22 protein-coding genes are annotated in these 22,305 nt (G+C 72.3%); 9 read left to right on the top strand and 13 right to left on the bottom strand.

Annotation, left to right across the window (positions count from 1 at the left end; genetic code table 11):
- Positions 1 to 1,319, top strand: a 1,319-nt coding sequence (locus AC07DF_RS22430) for a tetratricopeptide repeat protein (protein ID WP_478973981.1), incomplete at its 5' end; no start/stop codon positions are given.
- Entirely contained in the window at positions 1,316 to 2,020 is a 705-nt protein-coding gene (locus AC07DF_RS22435) for a CHAT domain-containing protein (protein ID WP_478973983.1), read from the top strand. The genes AC07DF_RS22430 and AC07DF_RS22435, both read left to right, overlap by 4 nt.
- 13 nt (positions 2,021 to 2,033) lie before the next feature.
- On the opposite strand, the gene AC07DF_RS22440 is transcribed toward AC07DF_RS22435, so the two are convergent.
- The 6 genes from AC07DF_RS22440 to AC07DF_RS22465 form a co-directional block, all read right to left on the bottom strand.
- The gene (locus AC07DF_RS22440; protein ID WP_478973986.1) at positions 2,034 to 2,222 is read right to left on the bottom strand and encodes a hypothetical protein; all 189 of its coding nucleotides are present in this window, start codon (positions 2,220 to 2,222) and stop codon (positions 2,034 to 2,036) included.
- 272 nt (positions 2,223 to 2,494) lie between these two features.
- A complete protein-coding gene (locus AC07DF_RS22445; protein WP_478973989.1) occupies positions 2,495 to 5,614 on the bottom strand; it encodes an efflux RND transporter permease subunit in 3,120 nt (1,039 codons plus the stop codon).
- A gap of 160 nt (positions 5,615 to 5,774) precedes the next feature.
- A complete protein-coding gene (locus AC07DF_RS22450; RefSeq protein WP_382499260.1) occupies positions 5,775 to 6,458 on the bottom strand; it encodes a response regulator in 684 nt (227 codons plus the stop codon).
- On the bottom strand, positions 6,455 to 7,675 hold the full coding sequence (locus tag AC07DF_RS22455) for a sensor histidine kinase (protein ID WP_478973993.1): 1,221 nt from the start codon (positions 7,673 to 7,675) through the stop codon (positions 6,455 to 6,457). Before AC07DF_RS22455 ends, AC07DF_RS22450 begins: the two co-directional genes overlap by 4 nt.
- 146 nt (positions 7,676 to 7,821) lie before the next feature.
- On the bottom strand, positions 7,822 to 8,100 hold the full coding sequence (gene pspAA / locus AC07DF_RS22460; RefSeq protein WP_478973996.1) for a PspA-associated protein PspAA: 279 nt from the start codon (positions 8,098 to 8,100) through the stop codon (positions 7,822 to 7,824).
- A 23-nt stretch (positions 8,101 to 8,123) separates the two neighbouring features.
- Complete coding sequence (locus AC07DF_RS22465) at positions 8,124 to 8,909, bottom strand: PspA/IM30 family protein (protein ID WP_399019990.1); 786 nt, start codon at positions 8,907 to 8,909, stop codon at positions 8,124 to 8,126.
- A gap of 325 nt (positions 8,910 to 9,234) precedes the next feature.
- Between AC07DF_RS22465 and AC07DF_RS22470 the strand changes: the two genes are divergently transcribed.
- Together AC07DF_RS22470 and AC07DF_RS22475 are read left to right on the top strand one after the other, a co-directional pair.
- A complete protein-coding gene (locus AC07DF_RS22470) occupies positions 9,235 to 9,834 on the top strand; it encodes a DUF3043 domain-containing protein (RefSeq protein WP_478973999.1) in 600 nt (199 codons plus the stop codon).
- A gap of 80 nt (positions 9,835 to 9,914) precedes the next feature.
- On the top strand, positions 9,915 to 10,655 hold the full coding sequence (locus AC07DF_RS22475) for a class I SAM-dependent methyltransferase (RefSeq protein ID WP_478974650.1): 741 nt from the start codon (positions 9,915 to 9,917) through the stop codon (positions 10,653 to 10,655).
- Between the two features lie 52 nt (positions 10,656 to 10,707).
- On the opposite strand, the gene AC07DF_RS22480 is transcribed toward AC07DF_RS22475, so the two are convergent.
- A complete protein-coding gene (locus AC07DF_RS22480) occupies positions 10,708 to 10,920 on the bottom strand; it encodes a hypothetical protein (protein WP_454364221.1) in 213 nt (70 codons plus the stop codon).
- Positions 10,921 to 11,143: 223 nt separating this feature from the next.
- Here AC07DF_RS22480 and AC07DF_RS22485 point away from each other — a divergent pair, with 223 nt between their 5' ends.
- Positions 11,144 to 12,343, top strand: a complete 1,200-nt coding sequence (locus tag AC07DF_RS22485; RefSeq protein ID WP_478974003.1) for a bifunctional adenosylcobinamide kinase/adenosylcobinamide-phosphate guanylyltransferase — start codon at positions 11,144 to 11,146, stop codon at positions 12,341 to 12,343.
- Between the two features lie 129 nt (positions 12,344 to 12,472).
- Here the strand turns inward: AC07DF_RS22485 and AC07DF_RS22490 are convergent, their stop codons facing one another.
- Positions 12,473 to 13,516, bottom strand: coding sequence for a class I SAM-dependent methyltransferase (locus tag AC07DF_RS22490; protein WP_478974006.1), 1,044 nt, complete (start codon positions 13,514 to 13,516; stop codon positions 12,473 to 12,475).
- A gap of 156 nt (positions 13,517 to 13,672) precedes the next feature.
- Between AC07DF_RS22490 and cobT the strand changes: the two genes are divergently transcribed.
- The gene (cobT, locus tag AC07DF_RS22495; RefSeq protein WP_478974009.1) at positions 13,673 to 14,773 is read left to right on the top strand and encodes a nicotinate-nucleotide--dimethylbenzimidazole phosphoribosyltransferase; all 1,101 of its coding nucleotides are present in this window, start codon (positions 13,673 to 13,675) and stop codon (positions 14,771 to 14,773) included.
- 126 nt (positions 14,774 to 14,899) lie between these two features.
- A complete protein-coding gene (locus tag AC07DF_RS22500) occupies positions 14,900 to 15,613 on the top strand; it encodes a hypothetical protein (RefSeq protein ID WP_478974012.1) in 714 nt (237 codons plus the stop codon).
- Here the strand turns inward: AC07DF_RS22500 and AC07DF_RS22505 are convergent.
- Complete coding sequence (locus AC07DF_RS22505; RefSeq protein WP_478974015.1) at positions 15,553 to 16,317, bottom strand: hypothetical protein; 765 nt, start codon at positions 16,315 to 16,317, stop codon at positions 15,553 to 15,555. The genes AC07DF_RS22500 and AC07DF_RS22505 overlap by 61 nt on opposite strands.
- 60 nt (positions 16,318 to 16,377) lie before the next feature.
- On the opposite strand from AC07DF_RS22505, the gene AC07DF_RS22510 reads away from it, so the two are divergent.
- Positions 16,378 to 17,160 carry an adenosylcobinamide-GDP ribazoletransferase gene (locus AC07DF_RS22510; RefSeq protein WP_478974018.1) on the top strand — a complete coding sequence of 261 codons (783 nt, stop codon included), beginning with the start codon at positions 16,378 to 16,380 and terminating at the stop codon, positions 17,158 to 17,160.
- An 83-nt stretch (positions 17,161 to 17,243) separates the two neighbouring features.
- A complete protein-coding gene (locus AC07DF_RS22515; RefSeq protein WP_478974021.1) occupies positions 17,244 to 17,849 on the top strand; it encodes an RDD family protein in 606 nt (201 codons plus the stop codon).
- On the opposite strand, the gene AC07DF_RS22520 is transcribed toward AC07DF_RS22515, so the two are convergent.
- From AC07DF_RS22520 to pelF, 4 genes are read right to left on the bottom strand one after another with little or no spacing between them, the layout of a single operon-like run.
- Positions 17,809 to 18,591 carry an endo alpha-1,4 polygalactosaminidase gene (locus AC07DF_RS22520; protein WP_478974024.1) on the bottom strand — a complete coding sequence of 261 codons (783 nt, stop codon included), beginning with the start codon at positions 18,589 to 18,591 and terminating at the stop codon, positions 17,809 to 17,811. The two genes, AC07DF_RS22515 and AC07DF_RS22520, sit on opposite strands and share 41 nt — an antisense overlap.
- Positions 18,588 to 19,247: a spherulation-specific family 4 protein gene (locus AC07DF_RS22525; protein ID WP_478974027.1), complete on the bottom strand. Its 660-nt coding sequence runs from the start codon at positions 19,245 to 19,247 to the stop codon at positions 18,588 to 18,590. Before AC07DF_RS22525 ends, AC07DF_RS22520 begins: the two co-directional genes overlap by 4 nt.
- Positions 19,244 to 20,755 (bottom strand): hypothetical protein, encoded by a 1,512-nt coding sequence (locus tag AC07DF_RS22530; RefSeq protein ID WP_478974030.1) that lies wholly within the window; start codon positions 20,753 to 20,755, stop codon positions 19,244 to 19,246. Before AC07DF_RS22530 ends, AC07DF_RS22525 begins: the two co-directional genes overlap by 4 nt.
- Positions 20,752 to 22,275: a GT4 family glycosyltransferase PelF gene (pelF, locus tag AC07DF_RS22535; protein ID WP_478974033.1), complete on the bottom strand. Its 1,524-nt coding sequence runs from the start codon at positions 22,273 to 22,275 to the stop codon at positions 20,752 to 20,754. The genes AC07DF_RS22530 and pelF overlap by 4 nt, the downstream gene beginning before the upstream one ends.
- Positions 22,276 to 22,305 lie beyond the last annotated feature (30 nt).

The following is a 22,305-nucleotide window of genomic DNA, read 5'->3' on the forward strand; positions in this document are numbered from 1 at the left end:
CCCACCAAGCCGTACGCCACTACACCCAACTCGCCCACACCAACCCCGCCGCCCACCTCCCCGACCTCGCCATGGCACTCAACAACCTCGCCAACCGCCTGGCCGAAACCGGAGACCGCCAAGGCGCCCTCGAACCCGCCCACCAAGCCGTACGCATCCGACGCCAACTCGCCCACACCAACCCCGCCGCCTACCTCCCCAGCCTCGCCACATCACTCAACAACCTCGCCAACCACCTAGCCGGCACCGGTGACGAACCAGCCTCCATCCAGGCCTACACGGACACGGCCGCCGGGCTCGCTCAGGCTTATCCTGCCGCCGCACGCGCGATCGAATACGAGCGTGCCGCCTTCCAGTTCGGACGTCCCGAGCCCACACGCACGTCCGGTCTGTTGGAAATCCTCCACATGGTCACCGACGCGTCGGCCGACCAACCCAGTGAGATCGTCCTGCGCGCCCGGCGAAAGCTCCGGGCCCACGCCCGCACGTCCCGTGACAGCCGCAAGGCTCTGAAGCAGCTCTGGCGGCAGGAGACAGACACCCCCGCCCCCGACTGGCTGTCACTGTCGGAGGACACCCTGAACCTGGTCTTCGAGTGGGTGAACACGCCCACCTGGACGGCCAGCCGGACCTTCTGGTCACGCCACGCCGACGCCCTCAGCACCCACGAAGCCGCGACAGCACTGGCGGAGTTCGCGCTCGTCTGGCCGGTCGCCGAACAGCACCAGCGCATCAGGGAACTTGTCCTCTCGGAAGGCATGGACGCCGTCTTCCAGGCCCTGATCCTCCGGGACACGCTCTCCGGCTGGCTGGCGTGCGAGAGCTGGGACGACTCGAAGCGCCACTTCCAGGAGCACAGCGAACTCCTCCTCGACGAGTCCGCCGAGAACACCCTCACGGCAACCGACGACGTCACCCCCGGCATCGCGGTCCACGCGGCCCTCCTGCGCATCGCCCGCGCCGAGGGCATCGACACCGCGTTCCAGTGCGTCCAGGACCGAGGCGCCCTTCAACGGCAGGTTCTCCGTGCTCTGAACGACGGTGACGCCCAGGCACTCACGTACGCGGCCGCAGTCGAAGGCTCGGTCTTCAACGACGAGGTCTCCTCCGCCACCCACCACCAGGCCGCCCTCCTCCTCGCCGGCGACCCCGAGTCCCTGGAGCTGGACGCCCTCGCCGAGGCGGCGTCCGAAGCCGACCCGGAGACCCGCAACCGGCTCACCTCCGAGCTGGCGACCCTCGCCACCCGCTCCCCCGACCCACAGCACGCCGCCCACTGGTTCCGCCTGGTCCAAGCCCTTACTCAGACCCGTCCATGACACCGGTGTACGTGGTCTGCCTGGTCCTGGCCGCCGCCCCCGCCCTCCCGAACGCGCCCAACGTGCTGGAGGAGCACCGCGACGTCCAGCAGAGCATCACGTACTCCCGCTACGGCCACACCGTCCGGCTGGACACCCTCCCAGCCGCCCGCTGGGACGACCTGGCCCAGTACCTGGCCGACAGCACACCCGATGTGCTCCACTTCGCGGGGCGCGGCACGCCCGACGGCGGCCCCCGGTTCGTCACCGACGACGGGGGCGAGGCACCGGTGGCGCTCGACGGCCTGCGCCACTGCGTCACCGCTGCCACCGCGAACGGCCTTCACCTGCTCGTCCTGAACGCCTGCTGGACCGCCCACCTGGCCAAGGAGTTCAGCGACGCGGTTCCCGCCGCCATCGGCTGGCAGGCCGAGGTGGCCGACGTTCACGCACGCGGCTACGCGCGGGTCTTCCACCGCAATCTCGCTGCGGGCGAGTCCGTGGCCAAGGCCCACGCGACCGCTCGCATGATGCTGGATCTCGCCGGTTGCGCGAGCCCGCCGACGCTGCACACCAGCGATGGGTGCATCCCCGAGGCGCACTTCCTCATCGGTCCGGAGGCACGCTCCGTACCCTGGCAGGAACCGCTCAGCCTCCGCTACCAGCAGTCCGGCACCCATCTGCGCAAAGCCCGCTTCCGCCCGCCGCCCCCGCAGTTCTGACCTCCCACCCGGCTCATTCGCCCGACAGCCGCGCGCCCCGGCTCGCCGCGATCCGCAGTGCGTCCGTGAGCGCCTCGGCGAGTCGTTCACCCGTGAACCTCAACTCCCTGCCGCCCACCGCAGGTTCACCGAGGAGCGACCTGGCCGCGGTGACGACGTACGCGGCCGAGTCGAGCAGCTCGGCCTCCAACTCGTCAGCCATCCGGGACAGTCGGCTGCCGTCGTCGTCCGTGCTGAGGTAACACGGACGTCCGTCCGGAGTGGTCCAGGGCAGCAACCTCAGGGCCGCGCCAACGCCCTCCCTCCGGCCGCGTCGGCGGAGCTGATCCGACAGGCTATGGAGGACCACAAGCCATGCGACACACCCCCGAGCTGAGTACCGCCCGCTGGGTCACGGACTTCAAGAACCAAGAGGTCTGAGCACGAAGGGGCGCCCCGTGATTCACGGGGCGCCCCTCGCCATACCTACTGCTGTCAGACCTGCGCCGGCTCCGGCTCCTCCGCCGTCTCCGTGCGCTGGGCCGGAAGGCCCTTCTTCGCCGCGCGCTTCTTCGCCCGGCGCTCCTTGCGGAGTTCGAACATCGCGTACAGCGTCGGGACCAGGAGGAGGGTGAGCAGGGTCGACGTGACCAGGCCGCCGATCACTACCACGGCGAGTGGCTGGGCGATGAAGCCGCCTTCGCCGGTGATGCCGAGGGCCATCGGGAGCAGGGCGAAGATCGTCGCCAGGGCGGTCATGAGGATCGGGCGCAGCCGGTGGCGGCCGCCCTCGATGACGGCCTCGACGACGCCGTAGCCCTGCTTGCGGTACTGGTTGATCAGGTCGATCAGCACGATCGCGTTCGTCACCACGATGCCGATCAGCATCAGCATGCCGATCATCGCGGGGACACCCATCGGGGTGCCGGTCGCCACCAGGAGGCCGATGGCGCCGGTGGCCGCGAACGGGATGGAGACGAGCAGGATCAGCGGCTGGACCAGGGACTTGAAGGTGCCGACCAGCAGCATGAAGACGATCGCGATGGCCGCCAGCATCGCCAGGCCCAGGTTGAGGAACGCCTCGTCCTGGTCCTCGGAGACACCGCCGATCGACGCCGTGGCGCCGTCCGGGAGCTTCAGAGCGCTGATCTCGGACTGGAGCTTGGTGCTCACCGCGCCCGTGTTGTCGCCGGTCGGCTTCGCGGAGATGGTGGCCGCGCGCTGGCCGTCGATCCGGGTCATGGAGACCGGGCCGTCGATCTGCTTCACCGTCGCGATGTCGCCGAGCTTCACCGCGCCCAGGTTCAGGTCCTGAAGCTGCTTCAGGGTCTGCGCGGGCTTCGCCGAGCGGATGACGACGTCGCGTTCACTGTCGTCGAGGGTCGCCTTGGCCGCGTTGGTGCCGCGGATCGCCTGCGCGACGGCGGCGCCCAGGGTCTGGTCGTTGAAGCCGGCCGCGGCCGCCTTGTCGTTGGCCTTCACCGAGATGCGCGGCACGCTCTGCGCCAGGTCGCTGGTGACGTCCGTGACGTCGTCGAGCGAGGCGACCGTCTTGCGGACCTGCTCGGACGCCGTACGCAGGACATCGGCGTCGGCGGCCTTCACCACGACGCTGAGGTCCTGGGCGCCGAAGCCGTCACCGGCGGCGATGGTGGTCGTGCCGATGCCCTTGAGGCCGGCCAGGCCCTTCTCGATGTCGTCCTGGACGTCCTCGAACGGCACCGAGTCGTCCAGCATGACCTGGTACGAGGCCTGGTTGGTGTCCGTGCCACCGCCGAAGGCGGCCATGAAGCCGGACGAACCGATGGTGACCTGGTAGTCCTTCACGCCCTTGGTGTCGGCGAGCAGCTGCTCGACCTTCTTCGCCTGGGCGTCGGTCGCCGCCAGGCTGGTGCCGGGCTTCAGCTCCTGCTTGACGCTGAGGACTTCCTGCTCGCCCTGGTCGAAGAAGTTCGTCTTCAGCAGCGGCGCCATGCCGAACGTGCCGACGAGGACGACGATCGCGAGGGCCACGCTGGTGAGGCGGCGGCGGGTCGCGAAGCGCAGGACCGGGACGTAGATGCGCTGGAGGCGGCTCTTGGCTTCCTTCTCCTCCGCGAGGCGGCGTGCCTCGTCCGCGTCTTCCGGGGTCCCCTTCGGCGGGCGCAGGAACCAGTACGACAGGACCGGTACGACCGTCAGGGAGACGAGGAGCGAGGCCAGCAGGGCGGCCGTGACCGTCAGGCTGAACGAGCCGAACAGCTCGCCCACCATGCCGCCGACCAGGCCGATCGGCAGGAACACCGCGACCGTGGTGAGCGTCGAGGACGTCACCGCGCCCGCGACCTCACGGACGGCCTGGAGGATCGCCGAGTGGCGCTCCTCGCCGTAGCCGAGGTGCCGCTTGATGTTCTCCAGGACCACGATCGAGTCGTCGACCACGCGGCCGATGGCGATCGTCAGCGCGCCCAGCGTCAGGACGTTCAGCGACAGGTCGCGCGTCCACAGCACGATCAGGGCGAGGACCACGGACAGCGGGATGGAGACCGCGGTCACGAGGGTGGAGCGGATCGAGGCCAGGAAGACCAGGATCACCAGGACCGCGAAGAGCAGACCGAGCGCGCCCTCGGTGGTCAGGCCCTTGATGGACTTCGAGACCGCCGGGCCCTGGTCGCTGACGACCGTGAGGTCGGCGCCGGAGCCGAGGTCCTTGCGGAGGTCGGGGAGCTTGTCCTGGACGGCCTCGGAGATCGCGACCGCGCTGCCGTCGCGGTCCATGGTGACGGCGACGGAGAGGCTGGGCTTGCCGTCCGTGCGGGTGATGGAGTCGGCCGGGGCCTCCTGCTGCTTCACCGTGGCGACCTCGCCGAGGCGCACCGGCTTCCCCTTGCCGGGCTCGCCCGTGACCATCAGGTCCTGGATCTGCTTCAGCGAGGTGAAGCCGCCGCCGACCTGGACCGTGCGGTTGGCGCCGTCCTCGTCGAAGGAGCCGGCCGGGACGGTGGCGCCGCCCGCCTGGAGCGCCTGCATGAGGGACTGCGGGGTGAGGCCCGCCTTCGCGAGTTTCGCGTTGTCGGGGGTGACGGCGACCTGGAGGTCCCGCACACCGTCGACGGTGACCTGGCCGACGCCGTCGATGCTCTTGAGGTCCGGCACGACGGTCTTGTCGAGCTGGTCGGCCAGGGCCTGCTGGTCCCGCTGGGAGCTGACGGCGAGGACGACGGTCGGCATGTCGTCCGTGGAACCGGCGACGATCTGCGGGTCGACGTCGTCCGGGAGCTGGACGCGGGCCCGGTTGACGGCCTGCTGGACGTCGGCGACGAGCTGCTTGGTGTCGTTGCCGTAGTCGAAGGACGCCATGATCACGGCGTTGCCCTCGCTGGCGGTGGAGGTGACGCCGCTGATGCCGTCGACGGCTTCGAGGTTGTCCTCGATGGGTTCGACGACCTGCTTCTCGACCACGTCCGGAGACGCGCCCTGATACGGCGCCAGCACGGACACCATGGGCAGTTCGATGGTGGGCAGCAGCTGCTGCTTGAGCTGGGGTATCGCGATCGCCCCGAAGACGAGCGCGATGATCGACATCAGCCCTATCAGGGCCCGTTGCGCGAGGCTGAATTTCGACAGCCAGGACATGGGTGAGGGTCTCTCTTCTGTTAGCGGCAGAAGCGGCAGCGAGCGCGCAGATGAGCACCCGCCTCTCACACCCTGAGCCATCAGAGCCCCCGATTTCGTAGGCCCCAGGTCCATTTCCTTATGCCGCGCATACTCCGGGCGCAGTACACCCGGGTCGTGCTCACTCCACCCTTGGACGGACCAGTCCGGACTCGTACGCGGTGACCACGAGCTGGGCCCGGTCCCGGGCGCCCAGCTTGGCCATGGCCCGGTTGACGTGCGTCTTCACCGTCAGCGGGCTGACTTCGAGGCGCTCGGCGATCTCGTCGTTGGAGTGTCCTCCGGCGACCTGGACTAGCACTTCGCGCTCCCGCCCGGTGAGCGAGTCGAGTCGCTCGGCGCGGGCCGGGTCGCGCTCGCCGTCGTCGGCCGGGTCCTGGGCGAGGAAGCGGGCGATGAGGCCCGTGGTGGCCGCCGGGGACAGCAGGGCCTGGCCGCCGGCGGCGGTCCGGATCGCGGTCAGCAGTTCCTCGGGCTCGGAGCCCTTGCCGAGGAAGCCGGAGGCGCCGGCGCGCAGCGACTGCACGACGTAGTCGTCGACCTCGAACGTCGTCAGGATGACCACGCGGACGTCGGCGAGTTCGGGGTCGGCGCTGATCATGCGGGTCGCGGCGAGACCGTCGGTGCCGGGCATCCGGATGTCCATGAGGACGACGTCGGCGTGCTGCTCCTTGGTCATCCGCACCGCTTCCGCGCCGTCGGACGCCTCGCCCACCACCTCCATGTCGGGCTCGGAGTCGACGAGCACACGGAAGGCGCTGCGCAGCAGCGCCTGGTCGTCGGCGAGCAGGACACGGATGGTCATGCGGGGTCCTCCCCGGTCGGTGTGCGGTTCTTGACCGGCAGGATCGCATGGACGCGGAAGCCGCCGCCGTAGCGGGGACCGGTGGTGAGGGTGCCGCGCAGGGCGCTGACGCGCTCCCGCATGCCGAGCAGGCCGTGGCCGCCGCCGCTGTCCGGGTCCGCGTCCTCGCCGCTGCCGTCGTCGAGCACGGTGATCTCGATGTTCGGTCCGACCCGTACGACGCTGACCTCGGCCTTGGCGTGCGGCCCGGCGTGCTTCTGCACGTTCGTCAGGGCCTCCTGGATGATCCGGTAGGCGGCCAGGTCGACGGCCGCGGGCAGGGCGGTGCCCTGGTCGGTGCGGGCGACCTCGATGCGCTGTCCGGCGTTGCGGAAGGTGCCGGCGAGTTCGTCGAGGCGGTCCAGGCCCGGGGCGGGTTCGGTGGGGGCCTCCGGGTCACCGGACTGTCTGAGCAGCCCGACGGTGGCCCGCAGCTCGTTGAGGGCGGAGCGGCTGGCCTCCCGGACGTGCGCGAGGGCCTCCTTGGCCTGGTCGGGGCGTTTGTCCATGACGTGGGCGGCGACGCCGGCCTGGACGTTGACCAGGGCGATGTGGTGGGCGACGACGTCGTGCAGGTCCCGGGCGATGCGCAGGCGTTCCTCGGCGACCCGGCGGCGGGCCTCCTCCTCGCGGGTGCGTTCGGCGCGTTCGGCGCGTTCCCGGATGGCCTGGATGAAGGCGCGGCGGCTGCGGACGGCGTCGCCCGCGGTGGCGCCGATGCCGGCCCAGGCCACGATGCCGAGGTTCTCCTGGGCGTACCAGGGCAGGGGGCCGGCGGCCATGGCGGCGCCGGTCAGCACGGTCGTGGTGAGCAGGCCGACCCGCCAGGTGGTGGGGCGGTCGGTGGTGGAGGCGACGGTGTACAGGGCGATGACGGCGGACATGGCGACGGGGGTGCGGGGGTCGCCGGTGACGGACTCCACGACGGCGACCGTGCCGGTGAGGACCAGGACCGTCATGGGGGCGCGGCGGCGGAAGACCAGGGCGGCGGCGCCGAGGACCATGAGGACGAGGCTGAGGGGGTCGGGGGTGCGCAGGGCCCAGCTGACGGTGTCGCGGTGCCGGGGTTCCACGAAGGAGCCGGCGACCATGCAGGCCAGGACGCCTGCGGCCAGGACGGCGTCCACGGCCAGGGGGTGTGCCTTGGCCTGGACTTTGGCCCGCGCGAGTGTGCTCACGGCTGTTTACGGTAACTGGGCCGGCTCTGTTTGTGTGAAGTGCTCGGCGTCGGGGCTGGGGCGGGGGTGGGTGCGCAGCCCGGCGTAGCGGGGTGCCGCTGCGCCCACCCGTGCCGCCCCTAGCGGCACGCATGCCCGCAGCTCAGTCAGCCTGGGATCAGGCCGTCGTCGCTCAGGAGCTCCCGGACTTCCTCGAGCGTCGCGTCCGGGGACGGGAGGATCAGTTCCGAGGGTTCCAGGGAGTCGTCCGGGAGGGGGTCGCCGAGGTCGCGGACCCTGGCCAGCAGGGCCTGGAGGGTGCGACGGAAGGCGGGGCCGTCGCCGTTCTCCATTTCGGCCAGGAGCTCGTCGTCCAGCTTGTTCAGTTCGGTGAGGTGGCCGTCGGCCAGCCTCACCTGGCCCTCCCCCATGATCCGTACGATCATGTCGCCCTCCTAGGCGTGGGCCCCTACTGCTTGTCGAAGCGCGGGGTGTCCTGCGGCTGCTGCCGGTCCTGCTGCTGCGACTGGCTCGTGCCACCGCCTTCGATGGCCTGCTGCCCGGCGGCCGGGCCCCCGGCCAGCTCCTGCTTCATCCGCTGCAGTTCCAGCTCTACATCCGTACCACCGGAGAGCCGGTCCAGCTCGGCCTGGATGTCGTCCTTGTGCATGCCGGAGGGGTCGTCCAGCGCCCCGGAGGCGAGCAGCTCGTCGATCGCGCCGGCGCGGGCCTGGAGCTGGGCCGTCTTGTCCTCGGCGCGCTGGATGGCCAGGCCGACGTCGCCCATCTCCTCCGAGATGCCGGAGAAGGCCTCGCCGATCCGGGTCTGCGCCTGGGCCGCCGTGTACGTCGCCTTGATCGTCTCCTTCTTCGTACGGAAGGCGTCGACCTTGGCCTGCAGCCGCTGGGCCGCGAGGGTGAGCTTCTCCTCCTCGCCCTGGAGCGTCGCGTGCTGGGTCTCCAGGTCGGTCACCTGCTGCTGGAGGGCGGCCCGGCGGGAGAGCGCCTCACGGGCCAGGTCCTCACGGCCCAGCGCGAGCGCCTTGCGGCCCTGGTCCTCCAGCGTGGAGGACTGCTTGTTCAGCTGAGCCAGCTGCAGCTCCAGGCGCTTACGGCTGGTCGCCACGTCGGCGACGCCGCGGCGCACCTTCTGGAGGAGCTCCAGCTGCTTCTGGTACGAGTAATCGAGGGTCTCGCGCGGGTCCTCGGCCCGGTCAAGGGCCTTGTTCGCCTTCGCGCGGAAGATCATCCCCATACGCTTCATGACACCGCTCATGGGCTTCGCGCGCCCCCTTCTGACCGAACCGGCTCCAGCTCCTGCGACAGAACCCACAGTACGGGCCCTGCATCCATTACCGCACTGTTCGGGGACGGATGCGCTCATCCCCAAGGACGACTGTGGACGGTCCCGCTCCGGCGTAGGGAGTAGGTGGTCCCCGGGGTTACCGGAGGCTTGCATCCCGGGAAACCGCCGGAGCCGTACACATCGTCCCCTCTGTCCCCATACAGACGACTGGTGTTGCCGGATCGTTCCCCACGGGGCTGGGGTCCATGCCCGGAAGCCCTTACCCTTGGGTTTTGTGTTCCGTAGCCGTGCGAAGGATGAGAAGGCCCAGGACGCCGTGAAGGCGCCGGAGACCGACTCCAGTCAGCCCCGTCACCCCGAGGCCCCCAAGGGCCGCCCCACGCCCAAGCGCAGCGCGGCCCAGTCGCAGCGCCGCAGCGTGGCCAACACGTCGTCGACGCGCAAGGAGGCCGCCAAGCGACAGCGCGCGGAGCGCCGTACCGCGTTGGAGCGCCAGCGCCAGGCGCTGGCCAGCGGCGACGAGCGGTATCTGCCCGCCCGTGACAAGGGGCCGGTTCGCCGGTTCGCGCGCGACTTCGTCGACTCGCGGTTCAACGTCGCGGAGTTCTTCCTGCCGATGGCCGTGGTCATCCTCGTGCTGAGCATGGTGCGCGTGGCCTCGCTGCAGAACATCGCGCTGCTGCTGTGGCTCGTGGTGATCGTGCTGATCGTGCTCGACTCGTTCGTCTCCGCCTTCCGCCTGAAGAAGCAGCTGGCCGAGCGGTTCGCCGGCGAGAACAGGCGTGGCGCGGTCGCCTACGCCCTGATGCGCTCCCTCCAGATGCGCCGGCTCCGGCTGCCGAAGCCGCAGGTCAAGCGCGGAGAGCGGCCCTGACCACGACGCCGTTTTCCGAGAGCGCGGCGGATGCCTGGGTGACCGGGCCGGGAGGGCTGCGCGATGTGGTCCGGCAGGAGCTGGTCGCCCGGCAGCTGGACGAGCAGATATCCGGGCGGTTCCCGGTCGGGCAGCGGCTGCGGGTGCTCGACGTGGGCATGGGCCGGGGCACGCAGGCGCTGCGGCTGGCCCGGGCGGGGCACCAGGTGACCGGTCTGGAGCAGGACCCGAAGATGATCGCCGTGGCCCGGGAGTCCCTCGCGGGGGAACCCGAGGGCATCCGGAAGCGGATGCGGATCATCGAGGGCGACGGCCGGGACACCGGCGTGCACTTCCTGCCGGGCGCTTTCGACGTGGTGCTGTGTCATGGCGTGCTCATGTACGTGGAGGAGCCCGACCCGCTGCTGGCGGGTCTCGCCCGGATGCTCGCGCACGGGGGGCTGCTGTCCCTGCTCGTGCGCAACGGGGACGCGCTCGCACTGCGGCCGGGGCTGTCCGGCGCCTGGGCCGAAGCGCTGAGCGCCTTCGACACGACCGCCGGCCTCCCCCATTCTCGAAGAGACTCGAACGGGGGAACCCCCGTCCGGCTGGGGCTCGACGTACGGGCCGACCGGCTGAAGGATCTGACGTCGACGCTCGCGGGGATCGGGGCGCCGCTGCACGCCTGGTACGGGGTGAGCGTGTTCACCGACTTGGTGGCCGACGGCGCGGAGGTCCCGGGCGACGCCCGGACGCTGCTCGCGGTGGAGGAGAAGGCCGGGCGTACGGATCCGTACCGCGCAGTGGCGGCGCTGCTGCACCTGTGCGGCGTACGGGGCTGAGGCAGCCGGAGGAAGTCGAGGTGGGCGAGGGCCGTCGGCCCCCGCCCCGGGCTCACGCCTCGGCCGCGTGCAGGCTCATCGGCCCGTAGATCTCCGTGGCGTCCTCGAACAGCCGCACCTGGTCGGCACCGCCTTCCTGGAGGGCCTTCCAGTGCTCCCCGATCCAGGACTCGGCATCCCCCTGGGTGGGAAAGTCCTCCGGCGGTACCGCGGGCTGGACCTCAGCCCCGTCGGCCTTCTCGAACCGCCACGTCCATGCCGCCATGTACGCCTCCCATGTGTGTGAGCACACTGCACAGCGGGAGCCGGATCTTGGTCCGGCTCCTGCCCCGAGCGTAAGCGTTCCGCCGGGCGGGGCGTTATAGGCGTCCCGGGTGTACGGGTTGTCGGGGCGGGTGCGGGCCGTGTGGGGCTGGTCGCGCGGTTCCCCGCGCCCCTTGGGGCGTCTCCGTCACGCATGATCCAAGCTCACGGGTGAGAATCGGGGCGTGGAACTGACTTTGCTCGGCACCGGCGCCCCTGCGGGACTCCCCCGCCCCGACTGTCCCTGCGCGGCCTGTGCGGCCGCACTCGGGCCGGATGCGCGGGCGGCCACCGCGTTGCTCCTGGACGGGGCTCTGCTGCTCGACCTGACGCCCGGAGCGGCGTTCGCGGCGGCTCGGGCGGGGCGTTCGCTGACCGGCGTGCGGCAGGTGCTGTTGTCGCATCCGCATGACGGGCCCGCGGTCGAGGTGCCGGCCGGGCTGCCGCAACCCGGACGAGTGCCGGACGGGCAGGAGTTGACGCTGCTGACGGGGCACCGGGTGCGGGCGGTGGCGATGGACGCGCCGGGCACGGGGTACGCGGTGACCGGGCCGGAGGGGCAGCGGCTGCTGTATCTGCCGCCGGGCGGGGCGCCGGCGGGGCTGGCGGAACCGGCGGAGCCGTACGACATGGTCCTCGCGGATGTCGCGGGGCGGCCGGACGCGCTGGCGAGGCTGCGGGCGGTGGGGGCGGTGGGGCCGACGACCGATGTGGTCGCCGTCCATCTGGACCACGACGTGCCGCCGGGCCCGGAGCTCGGGCGGCGGCTCGCGGCGGCCGGGGCGCGGGCGGTGCCGGACGGGGCGACGCTGGCGGTGGGGGCGTACGAGGACGTGCCGGACGTACCGCGGCGGACCCTGGTGCTGGGCGGGGCGCGGTCGGGCAAGTCGGTGGAGGCCGAGCGCCGGTTGGAGGCCTTTCCCGACGTGCTGTACGTGGCGACGGGCGGGTCGCGCAACGGGGACACCGAGTGGTCGGTGCGGGTGGCCGCGCACCGGGAGCGGCGGCCGGGGTCGTGGCGGACGGTGGAGACCTGCGATCTGGTGCCGTTGCTGGGGGAAGAGGGGCCCCCTCTGCTCATCGACTGTCTGTCGTTGTGGCTGACGGATGCGATGGACTCCGTGGGGGCGTGGGACGACGCGGTGTGGGCGGAGCGGGGGGAGAAGGCGTTGCGGGAGCGGGTGCGGGAGTTGACGGAGGCGGTGCGTTCGAGTCGGCGGACCGTTGTCGCCGTGTCCAACGAGGTGGGGTCGGGGATCGTGCCGTCGACCGCGTCGGGGCGGCGGTATCGGGATGAACTCGGGCGGCTGAACGCGGGGTTCGCTGAGCAGTGTGAGCAGGTGCTGTTGGTGGTGGCGGGGCAGGCTGTGGTGCTGCGGGGGTGACGGGTGCTGTGGGCGGGGGCTGGGGCGGGGTGGGTGCGCAGCCCGGCGTGGCGGGGTGCCGCTGCGCCCACCCGTGCCGCCCCTAGCGGCACGCATGCCCGCAGCTGAGCGGGACCGGCAGCCCGCAGGCTAAGCGACCGGCTGTTTGCGGGCGATGACGCGGTACGTGTTCGCCAAGCGTGTGCGGCGGGCCACCGGGGCCAGTAGGTGGTCTGCCAGGGCCGCCGCCCCCACCAGGGGGAGGCCCGCTCGCAGGAGGGCCTCGCGGGCGTGGCGGCGGAAGGGGGGTGGGGGGATGGCGCGCCAGGGGGTGTCCGGGGCCGGGAGGGCGTGGGAGAGGGCCAGGGACGTCGCGCCGGAGAGGTCGTGGGGGATGTGGGTGGGGCGGTGGTCGAGGGTGAGGACCGTGCAGCCGGTCGTCTCCAGTTCGGCCCGGAGGTTGCGCGGGGGCAGCAGGTGGAGGTGGCGGGGCTGGTCGTAGGGGAGCCACCAGCGGCCCAGGAGCGCGGCGAAGACGCTGCGGGGGTCGAGGGTCTCGATGAGCAGGTGGCCGCCGGGGCGCAGGACGTGGAGGGCGGCGTGGAGTTCCGCGCGGGGGTCGGGGGCGCCCTCCAGGTGGTGAAGCATGCTGACCACGTCGTAGCGGGCGCGCAGCGGGCCTGAGATCCGGGGGTCCGGCAGACGGCCGACGTGGGCCTCCTCGACGCGTTCGGCCGAGACGGCCCGGACCACGTCAGGGGTGTCGTCCAGGCCGTCGAAGGAGGTGTACGGGAAGAACTCCCGGGCCGTCGCCGGGAAGCGCGCCTGGCCCGTCCCCACGTCCAGCCAGCTCTCCGGCTCCCCGACCCGCAGCATCGCCCGGGCGGCCGACCGGTGGCGGTGCTGTCCGGCGCGCAGTGCGACGAGGGCGTCGGCCGTGGGGTCCCTGGGCGCTCCGCGCACGGTCCGGCGGTAGTGGGCGAGGCCCTCGGCCGTGAGACGGGGGTTCTGGAAGGTGTGGCCGCAGTCGCGGCAGTCGTCGACGGTGAAGTTGCCCGGCTTGTACTGCCGCAGGTCACCGGTGCGCAGCCGGTTGCGCAGCCGGCCGGAGCCGCACCAGGGGCAGTCCTCGCGGCGCGGTTCGTGGACCGGCGCGGGCGCCTGGGGGACGGAGGGGGCGGGAAGTTCGGGCATGGGCGGCTCCCGGGCGCGAGACGTACGGCAGGGACGTACGACAATCCGCTGCAAACGGGAACGTATGGGATGCCGATCTTGGGTGCAACGACGTCGCCGTGACGGAGTCGCGATGTGGCGCCGTGCTGTTCGATCGGTGCCGGTACTGTTCGGCGAATGAGCTCGCTTAATCTCGACGACTTCACCGATCTGATCGAGCGTCCGGACGGCGGGGTACGCCGTGACGCCGAGGCGCGCCGGGAGCGGCAGATCGTGCCGCCAGGATCGCTGGGCCGCCTCGACGACCTGGGTGAGTGGCTGGCGGCGGCGCAGTCCGCGGTGCCGGTGCGGCCGGTCGACCGGCCGCGGGTGGTGCTCTTCGCCGGTGACCACGGCGTCGCGGAGCTGGGCGTCTCGGCCCGGCCGGCGGGCGGTGCCGGGGAGTTGGTGCGCGAGGTGCTGGAGGGCGGCAGGCCCGTCTCGGTGCTCGCACGGCGGCTCGGCGTGCCGGTGCGGATCGTCGACATGGGCCTGGACTGTGACCCCGAGGCCCTGCCCGAGGACGTCGTACGGCATCGGGTGCGGCGCGGCAGCGGCCGGATCGACGTAGAGGACGCGCTGACTCTGGAGGAGGCCGAGGCGGCGTTCCGGGCCGGGGTCGCGGTGGCCGACGAGGAGGCCGACTCCGGTACGGATCTGGTGGTGCTCGGCGATGTGAGCGTCGGCGGGACGACGGCGGCGGGCGTGCTGGTCGCGGCGTTGTGCGGGGTCGACGCGTCGGTGGTCACCGGGCGGGGCGGGCTGGCGATCGACGACCTGGCCTGGATGCGCAAGTGTGCGGCGATCCGCGACGCGCTGCGCCGGGCCCGGCCGGTGCTCGGGGACCAGTTGCAGTTGCTGGCGACGGTGGGCGGGGCCGATCTCGCGGCGATGACGGGCTTCCTGCTGCAGAGTGCCGTGCGGAAGCTGCCGGTGGTGCTCGACGGGGTCGTGACGGCCGCGTGTGCGCTGGTCGGGCAGCGGATCGCGTTCCGGGCACCGGACTGGTGGCTGGCCGCGCACGACAGCGGCGAGCCCGGACAGGCGAAGGCGCTGGACCGGATGGCCCTGGAGCCGCTGCTGACCCAGGGTGTGACGGTCGGCGAGGGCGCGGGCGGCCTGCTGGCGCTTCCCTTGGTGCAGGCGGCCGCGGCGCTGGCGGCGGAGCTGCCCGAGAAGCCGAAGGAGTCCGAGCAGCCGGCGGAGGAGGAGACCTCGGAGGCTTCCGCCGAGCAGTAGCGATCCAGGTCACGCACACCTGGCTCAACTTCGTCCCGTTCCGGTCGGTCTTGGAACGTGGTGTCGGTTTGACTGAGTCGCAGACACCCTCAGACGTACCGACGCACGGACGAGGACGACCGCTCGATGACCACGCTCGCCCGCGGGGCCCGCGCCGAATGGGGGCAGCTGTACACCGCGGTGCGCGGGCCGCTGCGGGAGCAGCGGCTGCGCGCGGTGCCGATGGCGGCCGGCGCCGTGTGTCTCACGGCCGTGCTGCACTTCGTGCACAACCAGTCGTGGGGTTACCGGTTCGTTCAGGACGTCGGTGCCGTGCGGGCCGAGGACCCGCTGTGGCTCGCGCTGCTGCGGACGCCGCTGTCGCTGTTCGTGCCCGCGCTGGATCTGCCGGTGTGGGGCGCGCTGGCGCAGATCCTGCTGGTGTTCGGTATCGCGGAGCTGTGCCTGGGGTGGCGGCGGGCCCTGTTCATCGCCTACCTCGCGACGCTCGCGGGCACGCTCTACGCCCGGCTCGGCATCTGGCTGGGCCCGGACTCCCCGCTGGGTCTGCCCGCCTCGGACGCGCGGGTCGTGGACAGCGGGCCCTCGGCCGCGGTGGTGGGTCTTGCCGTCTACCTGGGCCTGCGCTATCGCGCGTATGGCACGGCGGCGGTGGTGATCGCGGCCATGGTCGTCGAGGTCGCCGTGAAGGAGAACCTCGCGGGCAAGGAGCATCTGGCGGCGATCGCGGCCGTGCTGGTGCTGTACGCGGCCGGAGCGCCGCGTCGGCGGCGAATGCGTCAGCGGCGTTCGAGCGACCGGACGGGCTCGGGGTCGGGCGCGCCGCCGATCCAGTCCTGAAATCTGCGCCGGGGGCCCACCCAGCGGCGGTCGTGGTGGTAGGCCCGGAGGCCGGATTTCGCACGGGCACGGGGGCGGTTGCGGTAGAACCGCTTGGCCCAGGGGGAGGTGGGGCGGGCCAGCCGCAGGGCGGCGACCAGGGCGACGAGGGGGATGATCACGCCCAGGACCGCGAGGCGGACCTTGCCCTTGAACAGGGCGATGAGGGCGAACCCGAAGTTCACGAGGACGTTCCCGAGGACGACGGCACGGTTCTGCTGCTGGTCCTCGGAGAGGTCGTTGACGCCCAGCGGCGAGAAGCCGAGCAGGAGCAGGCCGACGAGGGAGGCGGTGAGGACGACCATCTCGACGCTCTTGCGGCCGTCCGGGGTCCAGTAGACGTCGGCGAGGTGCAGGACCAGGGCGAACTCGTCGAGGACGAGTCCCGCCCCGATGCCGAAGAGCACGGCGGCCAGACACGAGCCGAAGCCGTGCTGGCCGCCGGCGACCGCGCCGAAGCCGCCGACGATCGTCAGGATGACGCCGGGGACCACGTGGTGGACGTGGACACCGCCGCTGCCGCTGATGTTGCGGAAGGGGCCCTTGCCCGCCCGGATGAGACGGGTGATGCCCCGGGTGATCAGAAAGGTCAGCACGAACGAGATGAGTGCGAGGAGCAGTGGCAGCTTGCCGGGTTCCATGATGTTCCGCTCGAACCATCCCATATGTGAACTTTATCCTCGGCCGCCGTGCCCGCTCTCGTGACCGGCCGGTAGCCTGCGCCGGTGCCCGCAATCTCGCCCCTCGACGGTCTCCGCTTCGCCTTCGGCACCCTCACGGTCTTCCCGGTCCGGGTGACCCGGTGGGACAGGGAGGCCGCGCGGGCCGGCATGCTCAGCGCTCCGCTCGCGGGGCTGGCCGTCGGCGTGGCCGCCGCCGCCGTCGGGCTGGTGCTGCTGTTCCTCGGGGCGGGCGGGCTGCTCGCCGCCGCGGCCACCGCGGCCGTGCCGGCCGTCCTCACCCGGGGGCTGCATCTGGACGGGCTGGCGGACACCGCCGACGGGCTGGGCAGCGGGAAGCCCGCCGAGGACGCGCTGCGGATCATGAAGCAGTCGGACATCGGGCCGTTCGGGGTCATCACCCTCGTCCTCGTCCTGCTCGCGCAGGTCGCCGCACTCGCCCAGGCCTACGACGCCTCCTGGGCCCGGGGCGTCTTCGCGGCGGTCGTCTCCGCCACGGTCGCCCGGCTGGCCCTGACCCTGGCGGCCCGGGCGGGAGTGCCGGCGGCCCGGCCGGAGGGGCTGGGGGCGGCGGTCGCGGGCGTGGTGCCCCCGCGCGGGGCGCTGCTCAGCGCCGTCGCCGTCACGGGGGCGGCGGCAGCGGTGAGCGCCTTCTGGGGACCGTACGACGTGGTCCGGACGGTGTGCGCGGTCGTCCTCTCCCTGATCGCCGCCGAAGCGCTGCTGCGGCACTGCACGCGCCGCTTCGGCGGGGTCACCGGGGATGTGTTCGGCGGACTCGCGGAGACGGCGGCGACGACGGCGCTGGTCGTTCTGTCACTGGGCTGAAACGATCTCCCCGTCCCCCTCCTGCCCCGGCCGCCCGGCCGCTAGCTTCGTCCCCCGAACACACAAGTGATCGGGGGATGTTCATGCCGAAGCTGCGCCGTGCCGTGGCCTGGTCCGTCGACTTCGCGCTGGTGCTGGCGCTGGCCTCGGCGCTCGCCGTGCTCACCTTCCACCGGATATCGGCGCTCGTCACCGACGTGCCCGAGCTGGCCACCCGCGGCGGCTTCGACCTGCTGACCTCGCGCGGTGACGTCGTCGACGCCTCCCAGGAGCTGGGGCTCTCGCTGTGGAACAAGTCGGTGCTGTACGTCGAGCAGGCCTTCGGGCTGCTGGTGCTGACGGTGTTCCTCTACCAGTGGGCGTGCCTGGCGCTGGCCGGGCGCACGGTCGGCAAGGCCCTGGTCGGGCTGAAGGTCACGCCGAGCCTCCCGCGCCGGGCAGCGCGGCGGGCCGCCGTCACCACCGTGGCGGACGTCGCCGTGTACGCGGTGGCCTGCGTGCTGCTGGTCGAGGGCCAGGTCGTGCTGTCGGTGCTGGTGTGGGCGGTCGCGGTGGTGCTGTTCCTGCTGAACGCGCTGCCGGTCCTCTCCCCCGGCCGGCGTTCCCTCGCCGACCGGGTGGCGGGCACCGCGGTCTCCGGTGCCGGGCTCAGCAGGCCTGTCGCCACACCCCTAGTTCGTACTTCTTGAGCAGCGAACTGAGCTTCAGGCGGCGGGACTCCGCGCAGAAGCGGCGGGTGGGCACCTCGTACTCGACGTGGAAGACGGCCTTGCCCGCGTCGGTGAACGGCTTCAGGGCCGCGCACTCGCCGTACTGGGCGCATTGCTCGTTGACCGCGAAGTCGAAGTCACCGACCAGCTCGGGGATCTGGTCCAGGTCGTTCTTGAGGCCGACGGCCAGTCCCCGGTCGTGGGCCAGTCGGGCGATGAGGCGGTTGTAGCGGAGCTGGTCGGCGGCCTTCAGCGGGAAGCCCGTGTCGTTGCGGTAACCGTCCATGTTGTCGGGCTCCACCGCGTCGAAGCCCTTGTCGCGGCACATGTCGATCCGGGCCGCCATGAGGGGCTCCAGGACGTCGGTGCGGCGGATGTCCAGCCAGCGTTCGCCCTTCCAGCCGTTGCCGCGCCCGAGGACGGCCCGGGGGAACTTCCCGGCGTCCGGGCGGAACTCCTCCCAGGCGCCGGTGGACAGATAGCAGATGACCTTGCGGTCCTCGCGGTGCAGGCGCGTGACGGTGGCCTCGGAGTGGTCGAAGCCGTCGATGTCGTAGACCGGCACGTCGACGGAGGTGTCCAGGCGCCCGCTGAGCTGCCACTGCCAGGCGGTGCCGGGGCGGGGCTGCCAGCGCGGGCCCGGTTTGTCGTCGGCCTTCTGCTGGGTGCAGCCGGCGAGCAGCAGGACGAGCAGGGCGACGAGCAAGGACGTGCGTCTCACGGGGTGTTCTCCGGGCGGTGCAGGGGGTACGGCAGTGTGCCCCAAGGATGATCGCCGCTGCCGGGCACCGCACAGTGCACCGCCGCGCCCCGCGCCCTGGCCAGGCCCTCCGGGTCGGCGTCGGGCGGCACGTCGTACACGAGGTGGCAGAGCCGGACGTCGCCGCCGCCGGGCCAGGGCTCGGGGCGCAGCGCGCGGTAGGACGACCAGGTGCCCTCGAAGGTGACGAGGACGTCGGCGATGCGGGCGTAGCAGGGGTGCGGTGCCGTGCCGTGGTTGAGGACGAGGGTGCCGCAGCCGACGCCCCAGGCGGCCACCGCCAGTCGCTGGTAGTACTCGAACTGCTCGGGCCCGGAGGGGACCTGGTCGAGGAAGGCGCCGTCGGTGCCGTACCAGTCGCGGTGCCGGGTGAGGTCGCGGACGACGTCGGTGGTGGCGCGGCGGCCGTAGTCGGTGTCGGCGTACCCGAGGACCCGGACGCCCGCGTCCCGCAGCCGGGCGGCGACCTCGGCGAAGGCCGCGTCGGGGCGGTCGCCGGGCCCGCTGGCGGGGTTGAGGACCACCCCGTAGAGACGGGGCGCGGCGGCCACGATCGCCTCCCATTCGGCGGGGCGTGCGGACGGGTGCTCGTAGTACGGGACCAGGAGAGTGCTCATCGGTGGGCTGTTGCCCTCCCCAGCAGGGCGCACACCAGGGCGCCTTGGACGACGGCCGCCGTGCCGTACACGGCCAGGCCCGCGGTGTGCGGGTCCACGGCGTGCGTGACGAGGAGGAGGGTCTGGGCGAGTGCGGCCGCGCAGCACACCGTCGTCGCGCCGGTCATCGCGCCGAACGACTGGAGGAGCAGGCCCGTCCAGAGCACCACACCCAACAGGAGCAGCCCGGCCGCCCGGACGCCGCCGGGGGACGGGGAGTGCGGCCACAGGGCGGAGGCGGCGAGGCTCAGTAAGAGCAGGGTGGCGAGGTAGGCGGCCAGGCACGCGACGACGGTGAGGACGGTGGTGCGCCGGAAGGCCCCGGCGGTGCGGCTGGCACGCAGTGCGGCGAGGCCCTCGCTGCGGAATCGATACAGCAGCCACTCCGCGGGGCCCATGCTGAGAGTGAGTGCCACGGCGGCAGGGGCGGCGACCGCGCTGCCGGCCTCGCCCGCGAGGACGTCGCCGAGGGCCGCGTACAGCACGAGAACGCCGGTGGCGAGCCCGAACAGGGCGTACGGCAGGGAACCCGTGAGCCGGGGCCCGGCGGGGCGCCGGGGAGCGGGGGCGGTGCCGGACGCGCCCAGCGGGAGCAGGGCAAGGAGACCGGCGGTCCACCCGCCCACCTTCTTTGCGGCGGGTGCCACTTCGCGCACGGCGAGGGCGGCCACCGCCGCGAGTGAGCCCAGCAGCAGGGCCAGGCTCGCAGCCTCCGGCAGAGGGGCGGCCAGGGACAGGACCGCGCCCGTCGCCATCGGCGCGAGGGCGGCCAGCAGGAGCCGTTCACGGCCCATCACCAGCAGGACGGTCGCCGCCGCCAGATAGCAGGACTGCCCGGCGGCGAAGGCGACCACGGCCGGGGCGGCTTGGGCCGCACAGGCCAGGGCGACCAGGGAGCCGAGCAGGGCGCCGGCCGGGGCGCCGAGCAGCAGGGCACGCCGCGCGGCCGTCCGGTCGCCGAGCCCCAGCCATGCGTACGCCCGGTGGGCGAGGCCCTGGTTCCACGTCCAGCCGCACAGGGCGCCCGCGAGCAGCGGGACCGTGCCCGCCGGGAGGCCGAAGTCCTCGTCGCCGGCGAACAGGGGCGCGCCGAGGACGTAGGCGAGGCCGGGCAGGGCGAAGACGACACCGCGCAGCAGACAGCCGAGCAGGCCGGTCCGCCAGGGGTCGGGCACCGGCCCGTCGGGCTCGGGGTAGCGGCGTTCGACGCGTTCGTAGAGGGTCTCGGCGAGCGCGAAGGAGTTCTTGACGCCGTACCGCTCGCGTATCTGGTCGTCGGAGAGGCCGTCGGACTCCAGCAGCGCGGCGATCTCGTCCGGGTGGACGGCGGCGGCGATGAAGTCCTCGAGGCGGGCGGCGAGTTCGTCCACCGGGTCGGGCCGGGCCCAGCTGGGAGTGGCGCGCTGCCGGGGGATGTACGGGAGGGTGTCCGGGCGGGAGCCCGGGGGGAGCCAGACGCTTCCGCTCACCGGCCGGACCCGTCCGCCGCTACGCCTGCGTACCACGGGTCGCGCAGCTCCAGGGTCCAGTCGGCGACCATCTCCAGCGTGGGCTCGTACACCTCGTCCTCGCCCGCGAGTTCCTTGTAGACGGTGCGGAAGGCGTCCACCGAGCGGCGCAGCGTGAAGCGGTCGATGACGCGCCGGCGCGACAACTCGCCCAGCTCGAGACGTTTTCGGTCGTCCCTGAGCAGGGTCAGGGCGGCGGCCGCCATCTTCTCCGGCTCGCGCGGGGGCACGACCAGGCCCGTGTCGCCGACGGCCTCGCGCACCCCGCCGACATCGGTCGACACCGTCGTACGGCCGCAGGACATGGCCTCGATGAGGGAGAACGGGAAGCCCTCGGAGATCGACGACAGCATCACCACGTGCCCGGCCGCGTAGGCACGCCGGACCTCGGTGATACGGCCCTCGAAGGTCAGGCCGTCGGTGACGCCCAGTTCGGCGGCGAGCTTCTCCAGCCGGGTGCGGTAGGCCTCGCCGCCGGGCGGGACCGGGCCGAAGAGCCTGAGCCGGGTCGCGGGGATCTCGGCGCGCACCATCGCGTAGGCGCGGATCAGGGTCTCCAGGTCCTTGATGGGGTCGATCCGGCCGCACCAGGAGAGGGTGGGGACCTCGGGCTCGGGGCCGGCGTGCGGGAAGGCGGCCGGGTCGACGCCGTTGTAGACCGTGCGGATCCTGCCGGGGTCGGCGCCGCCGCGCTCCTCCCAGCGGCGGTTGTACTGGTTGCACGGGGTGATCAGATCGGCGGCGCGGTAGCCGTACGAGTTCAGCTCGCGGTAGAAGCCGAGCATGAACGCCTTCACGGGCCAGCGCTGTGCGTCGCGGCGGTAGCCGAGGTAGCGCTCGCGCAGATAGATGCCGTGCTCGGTGAGCAGAAACGGTACGCCGTCCAGGTGGCGGGCGGCGAGCGCGGGCAGGGTCGCCAGGCCGCTGCTGACGGCGTGGGCGACGGAGTCCTCCGGGATGCGGACGCCGAGCGGGCGCAGGGCGTGTTCCAGCAGGTCGGTCGCGGTCAGCGCGTCGTGCACGGTGGGCCGGGCGGCGGCGGTCGGCAGATGCGGCATCGTCCAGATCCACATCAGCGACCGCAGCGCGGACTCGGTGCGCAGCGCGGCCGACAGGCGTCCGTCGCGGGCGAGTTCGGCCAGCTCGGTCAGGGACGTGCCGAAGTCGGTGGGCGAGCCGGGGTCGAGGAAGGAGAGCAGGAAACGCTCGTAGGTGTCGGTGAAGCGGCGGCGGGCCTTGCCGTAGGGGGGCCTGGCGCGGCCGGGGCGGGGGCCCCAGGTGGGGACCGAGGTGTGTGCGCAGACGTTGGGCGGCAGGTCCCAGGTGACGGGTTCGCGGCCGCTGCCGGTGAGGGAGACGATGTGGAAGTCGACCTCCGGCATGCCCTTGACGAGTTGGTCGCACCAGGTGCTGACGCCGCCGTGGACGTGTGGGTAGGTGCCTTCGGTGAGCATGGTGACGTGGCGGCCTGTTCGCCTCATGCGTGTTTCCCCCTGTGGTGCGGATGTTGT

This window comes from Streptomyces sp. NPDC044719, assembly GCF_056433405.1.